General features: G+C 41.5%; 12 protein-coding genes and 1 riboswitch. Of the genes, 8 read left to right on the forward strand and 4 right to left on the reverse strand.

Annotated features, from left to right (window positions below; translation table 11 throughout):
- Window positions 1-1,162 precede the first annotated feature (1,162 nt).
- The 6 genes from Xhom_RS12545 to fbaB all read left to right on the forward strand — a co-directional run bounded on the left by Xhom_RS12545 (window position 1,163) and on the right by fbaB (window position 12,408).
- A complete protein-coding gene (locus Xhom_RS12545; protein ID WP_069315374.1) occupies window positions 1,163-2,401 on the forward strand; it encodes an MdtA/MuxA family multidrug efflux RND transporter periplasmic adaptor subunit in 1,239 nt (412 codons plus the stop codon).
- Window positions 2,401-5,571: an MdtB/MuxB family multidrug efflux RND transporter permease subunit gene (locus Xhom_RS12550; protein WP_069315373.1), complete on the forward strand. Its 3,171-nt coding sequence runs from the start codon at window positions 2,401-2,403 to the stop codon at window positions 5,569-5,571. The genes Xhom_RS12545 and Xhom_RS12550 overlap by 1 nt, the downstream gene beginning before the upstream one ends.
- On the forward strand, window positions 5,568-8,663 hold the full coding sequence (gene mdtC / locus Xhom_RS12555) for a multidrug efflux RND transporter permease subunit MdtC (protein WP_069315372.1): 3,096 nt from the start codon (window positions 5,568-5,570) through the stop codon (window positions 8,661-8,663). The genes Xhom_RS12550 and mdtC overlap by 4 nt, the downstream gene beginning before the upstream one ends.
- Before the next feature lie 270 nt (window positions 8,664-8,933).
- Complete coding sequence (locus Xhom_RS12560) at window positions 8,934-9,278, forward strand: YegP family protein (protein ID WP_069315371.1); 345 nt, start codon at window positions 8,934-8,936, stop codon at window positions 9,276-9,278.
- Window positions 9,279-9,493: 215 nt separating this feature from the next.
- A complete protein-coding gene (gene trhP / locus Xhom_RS12565; RefSeq protein ID WP_069315370.1) occupies window positions 9,494-10,870 on the forward strand; it encodes a prephenate-dependent tRNA uridine(34) hydroxylase TrhP in 1,377 nt (458 codons plus the stop codon).
- Window positions 10,871-11,358: 488 nt separating this feature from the next.
- On the forward strand, window positions 11,359-12,408 hold the full coding sequence (gene fbaB, locus Xhom_RS12570; RefSeq protein ID WP_069315369.1) for a class I fructose-bisphosphate aldolase: 1,050 nt from the start codon (window positions 11,359-11,361) through the stop codon (window positions 12,406-12,408).
- Between the two features lie 70 nt (window positions 12,409-12,478).
- Here the strand turns inward: fbaB and thiD are convergent, their stop codons facing one another.
- On the reverse strand, window positions 12,479-13,276 hold the full coding sequence (gene thiD / locus Xhom_RS12575) for a bifunctional hydroxymethylpyrimidine kinase/phosphomethylpyrimidine kinase (protein WP_069315368.1): 798 nt from the start codon (window positions 13,274-13,276) through the stop codon (window positions 12,479-12,481).
- Window positions 13,277-13,320: 44 nt separating this feature from the next.
- Window positions 13,321-13,413, reverse strand: a riboswitch (TPP riboswitch).
- A gap of 120 nt (window positions 13,414-13,533) precedes the next feature.
- The gene (gene cspE / locus Xhom_RS12580; protein WP_069315367.1) at window positions 13,534-13,743 is read right to left on the reverse strand and encodes a transcription antiterminator/RNA stability regulator CspE; all 210 of its coding nucleotides are present in this window, start codon (window positions 13,741-13,743) and stop codon (window positions 13,534-13,536) included.
- A 594-nt stretch (window positions 13,744-14,337) separates the two neighbouring features.
- Between cspE and pagP the strand changes: the two genes are divergently transcribed.
- Window positions 14,338-14,943, forward strand: coding sequence for a lipid IV(A) palmitoyltransferase PagP (gene pagP / locus Xhom_RS12585; RefSeq protein ID WP_084022959.1), 606 nt, complete (start codon window positions 14,338-14,340; stop codon window positions 14,941-14,943).
- 105 nt (window positions 14,944-15,048) lie between these two features.
- Here the strand turns inward: pagP and Xhom_RS12590 are convergent, their stop codons facing one another.
- Window positions 15,049-16,422 (reverse strand): amino acid permease, encoded by a 1,374-nt coding sequence (locus Xhom_RS12590; protein WP_069315366.1) that lies wholly within the window; start codon window positions 16,420-16,422, stop codon window positions 15,049-15,051.
- Window positions 16,423-16,706: 284 nt separating this feature from the next.
- A complete protein-coding gene (gene mgrB, locus Xhom_RS42800; protein ID WP_071933828.1) occupies window positions 16,707-16,853 on the reverse strand; it encodes a PhoP/PhoQ regulatory lipoprotein MgrB in 147 nt (48 codons plus the stop codon).
- Between the two features lie 179 nt (window positions 16,854-17,032).
- Here mgrB and Xhom_RS12600 point away from each other — a divergent pair, with 179 nt between their 5' ends.
- Window positions 17,033-17,419, forward strand: coding sequence for a helix-turn-helix domain-containing protein (locus Xhom_RS12600; protein ID WP_069315365.1), 387 nt, complete (start codon window positions 17,033-17,035; stop codon window positions 17,417-17,419).
- Window positions 17,420-17,443 lie beyond the last annotated feature (24 nt).

Consider the following 17,443-nt stretch of genomic DNA (forward strand, 5'->3'; position numbering starts at 1 on the left):
TTATGCTTCCCTCAATTGCATTACCTTCAATATGTTGGCTTTTATAACGCTGGTGCAATTTTTAATCTTGTCATTCCATAATCCTACGTTTTCTGGTAACTCTTTCTCATGGTCTAAATGTTGAAAATATTGTTACTCTAGCTCCCGATTTCTTTAATTGTACAATAAAATCTTCTACATCAATTCTAAAGCTAAGTTTTAGATCTTTTGTGGAAGTACTTTCTGGATACCCATTTTTCACTACTAAGTTCTTTCATAATACACTCTCTTTATTATTTTTTTAAAAAATGTTGCATGATATATTCATTTCATTATTTTTATTGTATAACAGCACCATAGTGACAAATTATTGATAACTAAAAAATAATACTGGTATCGGCAGATTTCTTTATCTTCTAATTATATGAAAGACTATAAAATAATTAGACTATTCTTAGGTCAAAGAAATATTGGATAGTTTGTAAATAGAAACCAAACAACGCTGTTCAAGTGTTAGTGCTCCGCCAAAATTTATATCACTTGACTACACATCGATAACGTTAGACTTCGCGATTTATTGAATATGTTGACCTATCCAAACATTATCACATACAACAGATTTGTATCCTGTTATATATTATTCCCCTTATCTACACTTCCCCCTTTTTCTGATTTTCAGTTACCCGCTTTTGCCAAAACAGTAATAGGAAAATTTAGTACTGTTTGCATACCTATTTGGGGCCTTTTAATTATTAGTGCAATCTGTATTAACATGCGTTCAGGGAACACTACACCAGCACCCTTGATGAAAAAAACTATATTAAGTGTTTTGGTACACATTATATGTCTAAATTTTATATGAAATTTCCTAAAATAATGCCTTGAATATAGCGTATTTTATATTAATGGATATTTTATCTCACACATCCTTTCTGCTAGTTGTAAATAATTGTAAAAATAACTCATTCATCCATTTAACATAATTTTCATTTTTGTTACATTCACCATCACGAACCTCATGAAAAATTAAGAATAAAAATATTATCTTTTTGACATAACCTCCATATCTTCTTCATTATTGCCCCATTTCCATAAACTGCACTAATAATATATTCTTACACCTATTTGGCATAAGATGCTGCATGACTGATTACCGCCATAACATTGAGAGAATGTCGAGCAAATGAATAACAAAAGCCGTTCCCATTTTTTACGACTCGCTGTCGCACTAACCATTATCGTCGCGGTAGTTTTTTTTGCGTGGAAACAATTCTACACGCCTACAACTCCTGATAAAACGCAAGGTTCAGAATCAAAACAGGGTGTACGTAACCCAGCCCAACCACCCGTGCAAGTGGCGATAGCTGAAATAAAATCTGTCCCCCATTATTTAAATGGATTAGGAACGGTTCAGGCAGAAAATACAGTGACGGTTACCAGTCTTGAGGAAGGTCAATTAATGGCACTGCATTTTAATGAAGGCCAATACGTTAAAAAAGGTGATTTACTTGCAGAAATTGACCCTCGTTCTCTTCAGGTCAAGTTGGCAAAGGCTCAGGGGCTGTATGCCAAAAATCAGGCTACATTGACCAATGCCAGACAGGATTTAATCCGCTATCAACAATTGGCGAAAAATAAACTGATATCCCAGCAAGATCTGGATAATAAAATCTTATTGGTTCGCCAGACCGAAGCCAGCTTGAAAACCGATCAATCAGATATCGACGAAGCTAAACTGAAATTAACCCATAGCCGTATCATTGCACCTATTTCCGGCCGTGTCGGGCTAAAACAAATTGATGTCGGCAATTATATCTCTGGTGCGGGTGGAACGCCGATTGTCGTTATTACGCAAATCGATCCCATTGATGTGCTGTTTTCTCTGCCTGAAAATGATATCGGCACCGTGTTGAAGGCTCAGAAGAATCACGAAAGTGTTACCGTTAGCGTTTGGGATCGCAATAATCAACAAGAATTGACGCAAGGCAAGTTACTCAGTATCGATAATAAGATTGATGTCGCCACTGGAACGATCAAAATGAAAGCTCAGTTTGATAATCAAAACAATCTGCTGTTTCCTAATCAATTCGTCAACATTCAGATAAAAGTCGATACGCTGCAAAATGTCGTAGTGATCCCAAATACAGGGTTACAAATGGGAAATACTGGTAATTTCGTCTGGAAAGTAGATAAAGAAAATAAGGTGAGTAAACAAAAAATCATCGTCGGACTGCAAAACAGTCAATTCATAGTCATCAACAGCGGTCTATCGGCGGGTGAGCAAGTTGTCACCGATGGCATTGATCAATTGACTGAGGGTGCCAAAGTTGAGATTGTTAAACCCTTGCCAGTTGAACCACTCAATACCGACAACGATAAGAAACATGTAAAGCAATCAAACAATAACGCGGAGAGTTTGTAATGCAACCTGATGCGCCAATGACAGGCGGAGGGCCATCTCGCCTGTTTATCCTGCGTCCTGTTGCTACGACGCTGTTTATGATTGCGATATTACTGGCAGGGATCATAGGCTATCGGATGCTGCCCGTTTCTGCTTTGCCGCAAGTGGACTACCCAACCATCCAAGTGGTAACCCTGTATCCGGGAGCAAGTCCTGATGTTATGACGTCTGCCGTAACAGCACCGTTGGAGCGTCGATTTGGGCAAATGTCTGGCCTGAAACAAATGTCATCCAGAAGTTCTGGGGGCGCTTCGGTGATCACGTTGGTATTTCAACTTTCATTACCATTAGATATAGCAGAGCAGGATGTACAGGCAGCAATTAATTCCGCCAGTATTTTATTGCCTGGCGGTTTACCTTACCCCCCTATTTACAGCAAAGTTAACCCGGCCGATCCCCCTATTTTGACGCTCGCTGTAACCTCTGATGCTCTGTCTATGACGCAGGTACAGGATATGGTGGAAACCCGTGTGGCCCAGCGTATTTCTCAGGTAAGTGGTGTTGGTTTGGTGACATTGGCGGGTGGTCAGCGTCTAGCTGTACGTGTGAAATTAAATGCACAGGCTGTTGCAGCACAAGGATTAGACAGCGATATAATTAGTTCCGCCATTATGAAAGCCAATGTCAATTCAGCAAAAGGCAGTTTTGATGGGCCAACACGCTCAATGACTATTTCCTCTAATGATCAGATGAGGTCTATCGACGATTATCGTAATTTAATCGTGGCCTATAAAAATGGGGCTCCGGTTCGTTTACGTGATGTCGCGATCATTGAGCAAGGTGCAGAAAATAACAAACTGGGTGCATGGGCAAATGAAAAGCCAGCTATTGTCATCAATGTCCAACGCCAGCCCAGCGCGAATGTTATTGAAACAACCGATAATATCCGTACCATGCTGCCTGAATTAATCAATAGTCTCCCCAAATCCGTCAATGTGGATGTACTGACAGATCGTACAGTCACGATCCGAAATTCGGTCAAGGAAGTTCAATTTGAACTTTTTCTGGCGATTGCGCTGGTTGTCATGGTGATTTACCTGTTTTTGCGTAATGCCACAGCAACCTTTATACCAAGTATTGCCGTGCCACTTTCTTTGGTGGGGACATTCGCCATTATGTATTTCTGCGGATTTTCCGTTAATAACCTCACACTAATGGCATTAACTATCGCAACTGGCTTTGTCGTGGATGATGCCATTGTCGTTATAGAAAATATTTCCCGTCATATCGAGCAGGGAGAAAAACCGCTGGCGGCGGCGCTGAAAGGGGCGGGGGAAATTGGCTTTACTATTATCTCTCTGACTTTTTCATTGATTGCCGTGTTGATCCCACTGATCTTTATGGGCGATATCGTCGGTCGCTTATTCCGGGAGTTCGCAATAACTCTTGCTGTGGCTATTCTCATTTCTGCCGTTGTATCACTGACACTAACGCCGATGATGTGCGCAAGAATGTTAAAGCCCGAAGCCGATATTAAACACAATCGCTTCGAACAAGCCTGTGAGCGTTTTTTTGAGCACATGATTGCGATATACGCTATCTTTCTGAAACGAGTACTGAATCATCCTTGGATAACGCTTGGTGTCGCATTCAGTACGATGGTGCTGACCACCCTGCTCTATATCATGATCCCAAAAGGTTTTTTCCCGTTGCAAGATAACGGGCTGATTCAAGGCTCATTAGAGGCACCGCAATCCATTTCATTCAGTGCGATGTCGGATAAACAACGGCAAATTACCACCTTGTTGTTACAAGATCCTGCCGTGGAGAATGTCTCAACATTCATTGGTGTTGATGGCAGCAACTCAACATTGAATAATGCACGTCTCCAAATTACGTTAAAACCGTTCGATCAGCGTGAAGAGAGCATTAACAAAATTATTCCACGTCTACAAACACGGGTTGCGAACGTCCCTGATGTCAAATTGTATCTGCAACCCACACAGGATTTGACAATTGATACCCAAGTCTCACACACACAGTACCAGTTCACGTTGCAAGCGACTTCCCTTGATGAACTTAGTGTCTGGGTGCCTAAGTTGCAGAATGCGCTGAAACAACGACCAGAATTGGAGGATATCAGCAATAATTGGCAAAATCAGGGGTTAGTGGCTTATCTCAACGTGAATCGTGATATGGCCAGCCGATTCGGGATCTCTATGGTTGCCGTGGATAATGCTCTGTATAACGCTTTCGGCCAACGTCTGATTTCAACCATTTATACGCAAGCAAGTCAGTACCGTGTGGTCCTTGAACAAGATACGGGAAGCACATCAGGACTGGAAGCACTCGACAATGTTTATCTGACAGGAAATGATGGAAAAATGGTGCCACTCAAGGCCATCGCTACTGTAGAGCAACGGCTGGGGAACCTGTCTATCAACCATCTGCAACAATTTCCTTCCGCCACTTTTTCATTTAATGTTGCGGATGATTCGTCACTTGAGCAGGCAGTCAATGCTGTGGAGACAACGGAACGGGCGATCCAAATGCCAAAGGAGATCATCACGCAATTTCAAGGGGCAACACTAGCGTTCCAAGCTGCGCTCAGTAATACCCTCTGGCTGATTTTAGCTGCCATCGTCGCTATGTATATCGTGCTCGGTATTCTATATGAAAGTTTTATCCATCCGGTCACTATCTTGTCGACCCTGCCTACTGCGGGTGTCGGCGCCTTGCTGGCTTTGATGATGGGCGGGTATGAACTGGATATTATCGCCATCATTGGGATTATTCTTTTGATCGGCATTGTGAAAAAAAACGCTATCATGATGATCGACTTTGCGCTGGCAGCAGAGCGTGAAAAAGGTATGCCGCCTTATGAAGCTATTTATCAAGCCTGCTTATTGCGTTTCAGACCGATATTAATGACAACGATGGCGGCCCTATTAGGGGCATTGCCTCTGATGATGAGTACCGGCATTGGTGCAGAGTTACGCCGTCCATTGGGGGTCAGTATGGTCGGCGGCTTGATTATGAGCCAAATTCTAACTCTGTTCACAACGCCTGTTATTTATCTGCTCTTTGACCAATTGGCACATTTTCACCGAAAAAAGAAAAATAATCAGGACAAGCACACAAATCCAATACGGCTTGATAAAACCTCTGCTAATCATCAGGAGCCACTGTGAAATTTTTCGCCCTATTTATTCGGCGGCCAGTGGCCACAACTTTGATGAGTTTAGCCATCACTTTGTGTGGGGCGCTCAGTTTTATCTTTCTGCCTGTGTCGCCGCTACCACAGATCGATTTCCCTGTGATTACAGTCTCTGCCTCAATGCCCGGAGCATCACCAGAAACCATGGCGTCTTCTGTGACAACACCTCTGGAGCGCTCATTAAGCAGGATTGCGGGAGTAAAAGAGATGGGTTCTGTCAGTTGGCTGGGGGAATCTTCTATTTATTTGGAGTTTGAACTTAATCGGGATATCAATGGCGCAGCACGGGATGTCCAAGCCGCCATTAATGCCGCACAAAGTTTATTACCTTCAGGTATGCCACGCAAGCCAAGGTATCATAAAGCTAATATGTCAGGCGCTCCGATTATGGTTTTGACGCTGACATCAGATAACTATAATGAAGGGCAACTGTATGATTTTGCCTCCACGCAACTGGCCCAAAAACTTTCGCAGGTGGAGGGGGTCAACAACGTCAAGATTAGCGGCGGTTCATTACCAGCAATACGCGTTGAATTAAATCCTAACTCCCTATTCAATCAGGGAGTTTCCCTTAATGATGTCAGAACTGCCATCAGTGATGCAAACGTTAGGCGCCCAACAGGTCACATTGATTCCGCTAAGCAAAATTGGCAATTACACACCAATGATGAACTAAAAACAGCAGACAGTTACCGTTCTATTATCGTGCATTACAAGAACGGTGCTCCTGTTCATTTGCAGGATGTCGCTAATATCAAGCATTCCGTCGAGGATATTCGGGCAGCTGCTATGTCTGGCAATAAATCTGCTATTGTCATCGCTATCCGCCGGGAAGCAGGTGCGAATATTATTTCAACTGTTCAACGCATTCGTGCCGAACTCCCGCTTCTTCAAGCATCGCTGCCTGCCACTGTTCAGTTAAATATCGCACAAGATCGCTCACCAACCATTCGTGCTTCCCTACAAGAGGTAGAACGCGCTCTGGCCATCGCAGTCGCCTTAGTGATTCTGGTGGTGTTCCTATTTTTACGTTCAGGCCGAGCCACGCTCATTCCGGCAATTGCGGTTCCGGTATCACTTATTGGCACCTTCACTGCCATGTACTTGTGCGGTTTCAGTCTAAACAATCTTTCGTTGATGGCTTTGACCATTGCCACGGGCTTTGTCGTTGATGATGCCATTGTTGTACTGGAAAATATTTCCCGCCATCTGGATGCCGGATTGACACCGATACAAGCTGCCCTCAAAGGGGTTAGGGAAGTTGGGTTCACAGTACTCGCCATGAGTCTGTCACTCGTTGCGGTGTTTATTCCCCTTGTGTTGATTGATGAATTACTCGGTAGGCTATTCCGGGATTTTGCTGTCACACTCGCAACCGCGATTGGAATTTCACTGTTAGTTTCTTTAACGTTAACCCCGATGATGTGTGCGCACTTACTTAAGCCATCACCAATAAAATCGCAGGGACATATCCGGGGATTCGGTAAAGTACTGTTTAAAATTCAGCGAGGTTATGGCCATTCACTGAAATGGATACTCAACCATACCCGCTGGGTATTGTTGACTTTAGTCGGCATTGTCGCCCTGAATGTTTGGCTCTATATCAATATCCCAAAGACTTTTTTCCCTCAACAAGATACGGGGAACCTATCAGGCTTTGTCGTTGCAGACCAAAGTACTTCATTTAAAGCCATGAGTGAAAAAATGAAACGTTTCATGCAGGTCATCAATGACGATCCAACGATAGATAATGTCGTGGGGTTCACGGGGGGGGGCAACTTCAATACAGGTTTCATGTTTATTTCCCTGAAACCACTGGCAGAGCGTTCTGAGAATATCCAACAAGTCATCACTCGTTTGAGAGGCGAATTGTCCAATGAAGCGGGAACTCGCCTGTATTTAATACCGGTTCAGGATCTCCCATCCGGAGGGCGACAAGGAGCCAAATCCAGTTATCAGTTTAGTTTACTGTCCGATGATTCTGGTGAATTGCGTAAATGGAGTCCCATCATCAAGAAAGCATTGGAAAAACTGCCTCAATTGGTGGGTGTCAACTCCGATGAGGACGGAGATGATAAAGGCGCAGAAATAGCGATTACCTACGATCGCGATCTCATGGCTCGCTTGGGAATTAATGTCTCTGATGCCAATGACTTACTCAACAACGCCTTTGGGCAGCAACAAATTTCTACGATTTACCAACCCTTAAATCAGTACCATGTGGTAATGGAAGTTGCGCCGCAATATAACCAAGACCCCGGTGCACTAGAGAAAATGTTTGTTATTAATGCTAAGGGAGAACGCATTCCGCTTTCCTATTTTTCCCGCTGGCGTCCTTCCAATGCGCCGTTGAGCATTTATCATCAAGGTCTTTCAGCCTCCTCGACCATTGCTTTTGATGTTACACCAGACTATACGCTGTCCGATGCAATCAGTGCGATAGAGAGAACAATGACAGAACTGAGTGTTCCCTCATCAATACGTAGCTCTTTCGCTGGCACTGCACAAGATTTTCAGGAAAGTGAACGATCTCAATTGCTGTTGATCCTTGCAGCCATCGTGACTGTCTATCTGGTTTTAGGCGTACTTTATGAAAGTTATATTCATCCGCTGACTATTCTTTCCACCCTACCCTCCGCAGGCGTTGGCGCTTTACTGGCTCTGGAGCTGTTCAACACACCATTTAGCCTAATCGCTATGATTGGGATTATGTTGCTGGTGGGGATTGTCAAGAAAAACGCCATTATCATGGTCGATTTCGCCCTTGAAGCGCAAAAAAGCGGTCAACTCAGTGCCCAAGAAGCGATCTTTCAGGCCTGTTTACTGCGCTTCAGACCGATTATGATGACAACTCTTTCTGCTCTGTTCGGTGCTTTACCTTTGGTTCTGAGCAACGGGGATGGTGCAGAATTACGCTTCCCGTTAGGTATCACGATTGTCGGTGGTCTGGTGATGAGCCAACTTCTTACACTCTATACCACCCCTGTTGTATATCTATTTTTTGATCGGCTACGTGAAAAATGGCACCGTCGTGCGGCAAAACTTCGTATAGCAAAATCTTCATAAAAGTTGCCATCGATAGCCTCTGTTTGGACTGTTTTTAGACCGATTTAAGCTATCGGACAACACCAAGCCAATCTTCGGGGGGAAACCTCCCCCAAGGTTGGAGTGCCAAGTTCAAAAATTGAACACAATAGAGCACATCCTCCACAAGGCGCAGAATATACATCAACCATAGTGAAGATCCATGTAAGCATAATTTTTTACGGATCTACTGCCCTGTATGAAATTCAAGCTAAACTTAATTTGATAATTACCCAATCAGGAGAATTTCTTATGGCTACTGGGCATTATGATCTTAAGAAAGCAAAGAACGGGCAATTTTATTTCAATCTGGTGGCAGCAAACGGTGACATTATTCTGAATAGCGAAATGTATACCACCAAAGCCGCAGCCAATAAAGGTATCAATTCAGTACGAGTCAACTCTCCCGACAAAACTCGCCATGAGGTGAGAAAGAATAAGTCAGGTAAGTCTTATTTTGTTCTGAAAGCCCGCAATCATCAAATTATTGGTGTCAGTGAATCTTATGCCAATGAAGCAAGTATGAAGAAGTATATTCAATCCATCATGCAAATCGGGCCAACAAAAAATATTCGTGATTTGACCAAACTCAATTAATCACTTGCGCCGCATCGTCGGCGCATTTTCTTTATCAGTCTTAACCTTTAGCCGCTTTAACGATCTCAAAGTTTGTTGTCAGAACATTCCACAATATATTTGTGCTTATGATGGAGTTGGCGCTAAAATCCCTCTTCCTTTAACCTTACCCTTAGTAATGATAACGATAAGAGGGTAAGGACTGACTTGAACTCAGACCGAGAACGTTAAAAAATATGTTTATTCCAGAATTACTTTCTCCTGCAGGCTCTTTAAAGAACATGCGTTATGCATTCGCCTACGGCGCAGATACCATCTATGCAGGACAGCCCCGCTATAGCCTGCGTGTCCGTAATAATGAATTTAACCATGAAACGCTAGCTCAAGGTATTAAGGAAGCGCACGAATTAGGTAAGCGTTTTTATGTAGTCGTCAATATTGCTCCCCATAACGCAAAACTAAAAACATTTATCCGTGACTTGAAACCTGTCGTGGAAATGGGGCCTGATGCGTTGATTATGTCCGATCCGGGCTTAATTATGATGGTACGTGAAACGTTTCCTGACATCGATATTCATCTTTCCGTTCAAGCTAATGCCGTTAACTGGGCTACAGTCAAATTCTGGAAGCAAATGGGGCTGACACGTGTCATTCTCTCCCGTGAACTTTCACTGGAGGAAATTGCTGAGATCCGCCAACAAGTGCCGGATATGGAGCTTGAGGTTTTTGTCCATGGCGCACTCTGCATGGCTTATTCAGGTCGTTGCTTGTTATCGGGTTACATCAACAAGCGCGATCCCAATCAAGGAACATGCACCAATGCCTGCCGCTGGGAGTATAATGTACAAGAAGGTAAGGAAGATGCTGTCGGTAATATTGTCCATCAACACGATCCCATACCGGTTAAAAACATTAAACCAACATTGGGTCAAGGCGCACCAACAGATAAAGTATTCATGATTGAAGAAGCCAAACGCCCTGGCGAATATATGTCAGCGTTTGAAGATGAACATGGGACTTACATCATGAACTCTAAAGACTTGCGCGCGATTGAGCATGTAGAAAGATTAGCGGACATGGGTGTGCATTCACTGAAAATCGAAGGCCGTACAAAGTCTTTTTATTATTGTGCCCGTACTGCCCAAGTCTATCGTCGCGCCATTGATGATGCCGTTGCAGGAAAACCTTTCGATCCAACGCTGATGACGACGCTGGAAGGCCTTGCACACCGTGGCTACACAGAAGGCTTCCTGCGCCGCCATACCCACGATGCCTACCAAACTTATGAATACGGTTATTCTGTATCAGACACTCAGCAATTTGTTGGGGAATTTACAGGCAATCGCATCAATGGGTTAGCAGAAGTCGCCGTGAAGAATAAATTTCTGGTTGAGGATCATCTGGAATTAATGACACCATCAGGAAATATTAATTTCACGTTAGAGGCCATGACAAATAAAAAAGGTCAATCAGTAGATGTCGCCCCCGGTGATGGGCATATTGTTTATCTCTCTATTCCTGAAGAAATTGACCTAAACTACGCTTTATTGGTACGAAACTTGAAGAGTGGCAATACCAGAGCACCTCATTTACAAGATTTACCAGTGAAATAATTTTAAATAGGATTTTAAAGAAATTGTTCTATTTTTTTAGAAACAGATCACATCAATACTATTTTATTTCTCGTATTATCAGCCCTGAAAAATGAAGAACTAAAAAAGTTTTACTGTAAGACTAGGAACCACCTCCTTGGCTAGCTCAATCTCCCTTGGGCTGGCCTTTTCTTTTGCACAAAAAACAAATAATCTAATTTATTCAATATGTTAAAGTGAAGCTCATCATGACGAAAATGATAAAATAATTTAATAATTCCTGATTCTCAATGACATGTATTTCAACTAAATTTAATAACGTAATTTATTATAAATAAAAAAACTATATTGCGATTAATATCATTCAATTTATTGAAGGAAATTTTAGGAAAATAGCATCGAAGTTATTCAACTGAAGCGATCCACTGCGGTTTCCCTCTCTACTTATCTTGTACTTAATATAAATATCAACAACAATCAGTAGCGCCTTTTGCAAACTGGAGTTAATCATGACTGATATTGCTAAGTTGTTGGGAAAAGACGCAGAGAGTTTATTGCAACATCAATGTAGTACCATTCCTCGTGAAAATCTCTATCTCCCAGGAACAGATTTCGTCGATAGGGTAATGATAGAAAATAATCGGCCCAATACTGTCCTGCGTTCTATGCAAACCTTAATGAATCATGGCCGCTTGGCAGGAACTGGTTATCTTTCAATTTTGCCGGTAGATCAGGGTGTAGAACATTCCGCCAGTGCTTCTTTTGCCGCCAATCCCCTCTATTTTGATCCAAAAAATATTGTTGAATTAGCGCTCGAGGCGGGTTGTAACTGTGTTGCTTCAACTTACGGCGTTTTGGCGTCAGTTTCTCGTCGTTATGCCCATAAAATCCCGTTTTTAGTTAAGCTCAATCATAATGAAACGTTGACCTATCCCGCCCAATACGACCAAACGTTGTATGCCAGTGTCGAGCAGGCATTTGAAATGGGTGCGGTTGCAGTGGGTGCGACAATTTATTACGGCTCAATCGAATCACGTCGCCAGATAGAGGAAATTTCAGCCGCTTTCGAACGCGCTCACGAGCTGGGTATGGTTACTGTGTTATGGGCCTATCTGCGCAATTCAGCTTTCAAGAAAGATGGGGTTGATTACCATACCAGTGCCGATTTAACAGGTCAGGCAAATCATCTGGCTGCAACAATCGGTGCTGACATCGTTAAGCAAAAAATGGCAGAAACTAATGGCGGCTATACTGCCATTGGATTCGGACATACTGATAAACGTGTCTATAGTAATTTGACCACTGAACATCCGATTGATCTGGTTCGCTATCAACTCGCTAACTGTTATATGGGACGCTCTGGATTAATCAATTCCGGTGGTGCTTCTGGAAAAAACGACTTGAGTGATTCAATCCGCACTGCGGTTATCAACAAACGCGCCGGTGGGATGGGGTTAATTCTTGGCCGTAAAGCATTCAAGAAATCAATGAAAGAAGGTGTTGAATTGATCCATTCCGTTCAAGATGTTTATCTCGACAAGAAAATCACCATCGCCTAATCAAACTGTTTCATTCACCATTTAATGGAGATACAAGTATCTCCATTAATGACAGTACCGTTATCCTAACTCACCACCATTGATGAAAATGGTGTACCGGCCCGATACCCTGACCAACCTCAAGCGTATCTGCCTGTGCCAACGCATTCTGCAAATATGTCTTGGCCACAGGTAACGTGCTTTGCCAATCAGAATAATGCGGACGCAATGCGGTAAGTGCTGCGGATAAAGTACACCCCGTTCCGTGAGTATGTCGTGTATCTATTCTAGTCGAAGTAAAGCGCCACTCACCTTCAGGTGTAAAAAGCCAATCGGGACTTTCTACATTAACTAAATGCCCCCCTTTCAATAAAACCGCCTGACATCCCATTGAAAGTAGATCACGTCCCTGCTGTAACATTTCATCTTCTGTCTTGGCAGCATGACATTTCAGCATGGCGGCAGCTTCGGGCAAATTTGGTGTGATTAAAGAGACGATTGGCAGTAATTGTTCTACCAGAGTTGTAATGGCTTTCGGTGATAATAGGTGATCTCCACTCTTCGCCATCATAACGGTATCCAATACAACATAGGGGATAGTGTAACGATGTAATGACTCTACAACGACAGCAATATTGGCAGCATTGGATAACATGCCAATTTTGGCGCTATCTATTCTGACATCTGAAAGCACCGATTCTAACTGAGCAGCAACAAAAAGAGGGTCAATCTCATAAACCGATTGTACGCCTGATGTGTTTTGGGCAACCAGTGCAGTTATGACCGTTGTACCGTAAGCACCAAGTGCTGAGAAAGTTTTTAAATCAGCCTGAATGCCAGCTCCACCACTGGGATCGGTACCTGCGATAGTTAATGAATTAATTCTCATGATGGTAACTCCTACTACCAGCCAAAGAAAAGCCAGTATCAAAATAAGAGATACCATGACTTCCCTACGCTGGCATTATCCAGATCAGGTAATACGGGTTCTTCTCAGTTCAATCAAGAACGCCCCGAGCCACAAATAAAAATCACTCTACTAGTATCCCAATAGAGTGATTTTTGCAATAGATTATTATTAGATAACAAAACTAGTGATATATACATTTAGCCCGCAATGACAGACCAGCCAAAATAAATTAATTACTATAAAGCTGAGACGTTTGCGGCGGCAGGGCCTTTAGGACCATCCTGAATTTCAAACTCAACTTTTTGGCCTTCAGACAATGTTTTAAACCCATCTTTCATAATCGCAGAAAAATGTACGAATACATCTTTGCTACCATCTGCTGGAGTAATAAAACCAAAACCTTTAGACTCGTTGAACCACTTCACAGTACCAGTGATTTTTGCCATTTCAAAAATTTCCTTTGAATCACTTTATCCGCCGATTGGCATACAAATAAACAAACCAGTATTGGTTGCTATTATTTATAAACAGAGTACGACTTCGTTTACCCATGTGTTTTATCACATACTCTTTATATAATCGCAAGCCATTTTTTTCAGGTGCTGGAGCCAACGCACACATTTAAAAAACTTAACATTAATACCTATTTGAAATTATTAAAAAATCTTTAATTCACATAAGCTAATGAATAAATACAAAAACAAAACACCACCACAAAAAATAACTTTAATTAATTTAATATATAATGCTGTTTTTACACCTCTTAAGAGGTACACTATAGAATTATAATTACCCAAATGATTTTTTGGATAACAATAATGGTATGGCTAAAATCAGTATGATCTAAACCATTTTACTTATCAGAATTAGAATATAACTATTACAGGTCTAATTTATTTGTTTTTTTGTTTATCATTTATTAAATATTGTTAAATATTGTTAAATATTATTCAATTATTGTATTAACAATTTACTCCTACTATTCTTTATATACAATAAATCATATAAAACATATGACACTGGGGTAGTTGGAGTTAAAAATGAAGTTTAATTTCACCACATTATGTGTTCTACCAATAACACTATTTATATCATCAAAAATGGCGTATTCGGTTCCTATTCAAGAGAGTGGGATTAAATTGTCAGAAAAGGATTACAAATACTCTACTCCTGGAGTATGGGGAAAACTCAGAAGTAATATACTCTTAGCATGGGATTCTCCAAATAATGATATTTATTTACCTGTAATCACATGGCATAACCGTTTTACCTATGATAAAAAAAAGACAGATAAATATAACGAAATGCCATGGGGATTTGGTTACGGCAAGTATCGTTATGACAAAGATAACGATTGGCATTCACTTTATATGATGGTTTTTATGGACTCACACAATCGCCTTGAGCCTATTGTCGGCTACGGGTTTCAAAAAATGTGGATACCTGATGGCCTTGATGGTTTCAGAATCGGTGGAGGTTTCACACTCAGTGTTACTGCACGCCACGATTATAATTACATTCCCCTGCCCTTACCGTTACCGATTTTTTCCATTGAATATAATCGGCTGTCTTTACAGTCAACCTATATCCCCGGTACTTACAATAACGGTAACGTGCTGTTTAGCTGGCTACGTTGGCAGTGGTAATCATCGTTGTCTATGAATAAATTGAAGCGTTCATAAGAATGGTTCTGACATGAATAATCAGCCGGGCATGATACCCGGCTGAAAAAGTGTTGAATGGTTACAAAATCAGTTTACTTGTTTTTTGGCCTTGTTTGCTTTGGCAAACAAGTAGCCTACCCATAATACACCAATCCAGAATGGCATCAGGATAACTGAAATACGAATTGGCGGAATATTCAGGATAATGATGAGAATAAATACCAAGAATACTAAACATAAGTAGTTTCCATATGGATACCACAATGCTTGGAACTTCGTCTTAATTCCTTCTTTATTCTTAGCAGCGCGGAATTTCAGGTGAGCAAGGCAAATCATAATCCAGTTAATGACCAGCGTTGTCACGACCAATGCCATCAGCAACTCAAATGCTTTACCCGGCATAATATAGTTAATTAACACACCAATCGATGTTGCTAACGCCGATAAGCCAATTGACAAGACAGGTACACTGCGCTTATTCACTTTTGCCAGAATTTGAGGTGCATTACCTTGTTTAGCCAAACCATACAACATCCGGCTATTACAATATACTCCACTGTTATAAACAGACAATGCCGCCGTTAACACAACAACATTCAGGATATTTGCTACCCAGAAACTATCCAGATCATGGAAAATAAGAACAAAAGGACTACCGCCTTCTACCACATTCTTCCACGGATACAAAGAAAGCAGGATAGCCAATGAACCGATATAAAACAGCAGGATGCGATAAACAACTTGGTTTGTTGCTTTTGGGATATTTTTTTCAGGGTTTTCAGCTTCTGCCGCAGTGATCCCAACAGTTTCCAGACCGCCAAATGAAAACATGATGACTGCCATAGCCATAATCAGGCCAGAAGCCCCATTTGGCATAAAACCGCCCTGCTGCCATAAGTTAGTGATACTTGCCTGCGGGCCACCATTACCACTAATCAGTAAATAGCTACCAAAGATAATCATGCCGATGATTGCAGAAACTTTAATGATAGAAAACCAGAATTCGGTTTCACCATAAAATCGGACATTAACTAGGTTAATAAGATTGATCAGGACAAAAAATATTGCTGCAGAAACCCATGTTGGAACCTCTGGCCACCAATATTGAATATATATACCAACGGCAGTTAGCTCTGCCATACCGACCAGAATGAACATTGCCCAGTAATTCCAGCCAGATAGAAAACCGGCAAAATCTCCCCAATATTTATAGGCAAAGTGGCTAAATGATCCTGCAACTGACTCCTCAACAACCATCTCACCTAATTGGCGCATAATCAAAAATGCAATAAATCCACTAATCGCATATCCGAGAAGCACGGAAGGCCCAGCCATCTTTATAGTTTGAGCAATACCTAAAAACAATCCCGTCCCTACTGCCCCACCAAGAGCAATAAGCTGAATATGCCTGTTCTGTAAACCACGCTTAAGCGTCGATTGTTGTTCCTGTTGTCCTGCCATCTAGTCCTCTACTTACAATGATTAGAACCTGTCTCATTAAAAGCTATTTTATTTGTTGTTTTGAACCTGTATAGAGCAAAAATCTTCCCACTCTCCCAATTCCCACAAAAATTGTCCAGCTTAAATTGCTTCAGCAATTGCAGAGATTGAAGTAGGTTCTAATTTAACGCGAGATTTAGTCTGTTAATTTGATTCAAGTGAATATTAAAGCATCATTTTCAAAGAATGAATACTGCGAATGTATGTTAACACACATATAAGCTGGATACTGATTGAGGTAAATATCAAAAAGGTAGATATCGAGTAATAGAACAGACACCTAATTCGAATCCATCATTACCATGATCACAATGTACGTCTAGTGCTTGCAAATACAAAAATAGATATACCAATACCAAACAAAAAGCTAAAAGCGTCTTTTCAATGTTCAATTAGACCGCCTCAGAACAATTGTATTGTAGTTGACATTTTAATCAAATATGATGAGGGGTTTGATATGTAAAATTTTTAATTTTTTACTTAAGCATGTCAACACCTATAAGTAATGGTTTTGTCATCTTGAAAAGAAGTTGTGTATACTTCCCCTACATTCAACTAATTTAAAATTGTAATGCTACAAGATAACCACTTAGCACTTGTATGCGCACTGAGTAAATGGATAGAAAACCACCTTGGCCGAGTTATCCATCTTGAAGAGCTTGCTATTTACTCTGGCTATTCGCTTTGGCACATGCAGAAAATATTCAAAGAAGTCACAGGAATATCGCTTGGAAAGTACATCCGCCAAAGACGATTGGCGGGGGCTGTTTTCCTGCTGAGAAACAGTTCATTGCCTATTTTTGATATTGCTCTGGATTTCGGCTTCGGCTCTCAATCTCATTTCACATATATGTTCCGTAAAGAATATGGTATTACGCCCTATGACTTTCGCCAAAGTGTAGACATAGAGCTTGAAGTTAAACTCCCATTACATCTGACTGATAATTGCGACTCATGACTTTCGATACGTTCATCGCAAATT

The organism is Xenorhabdus hominickii (assembly GCF_002632725.1).
Lineage (GTDB): Bacteria > Pseudomonadota > Gammaproteobacteria > Enterobacterales > Enterobacteriaceae > Xenorhabdus > Xenorhabdus hominickii.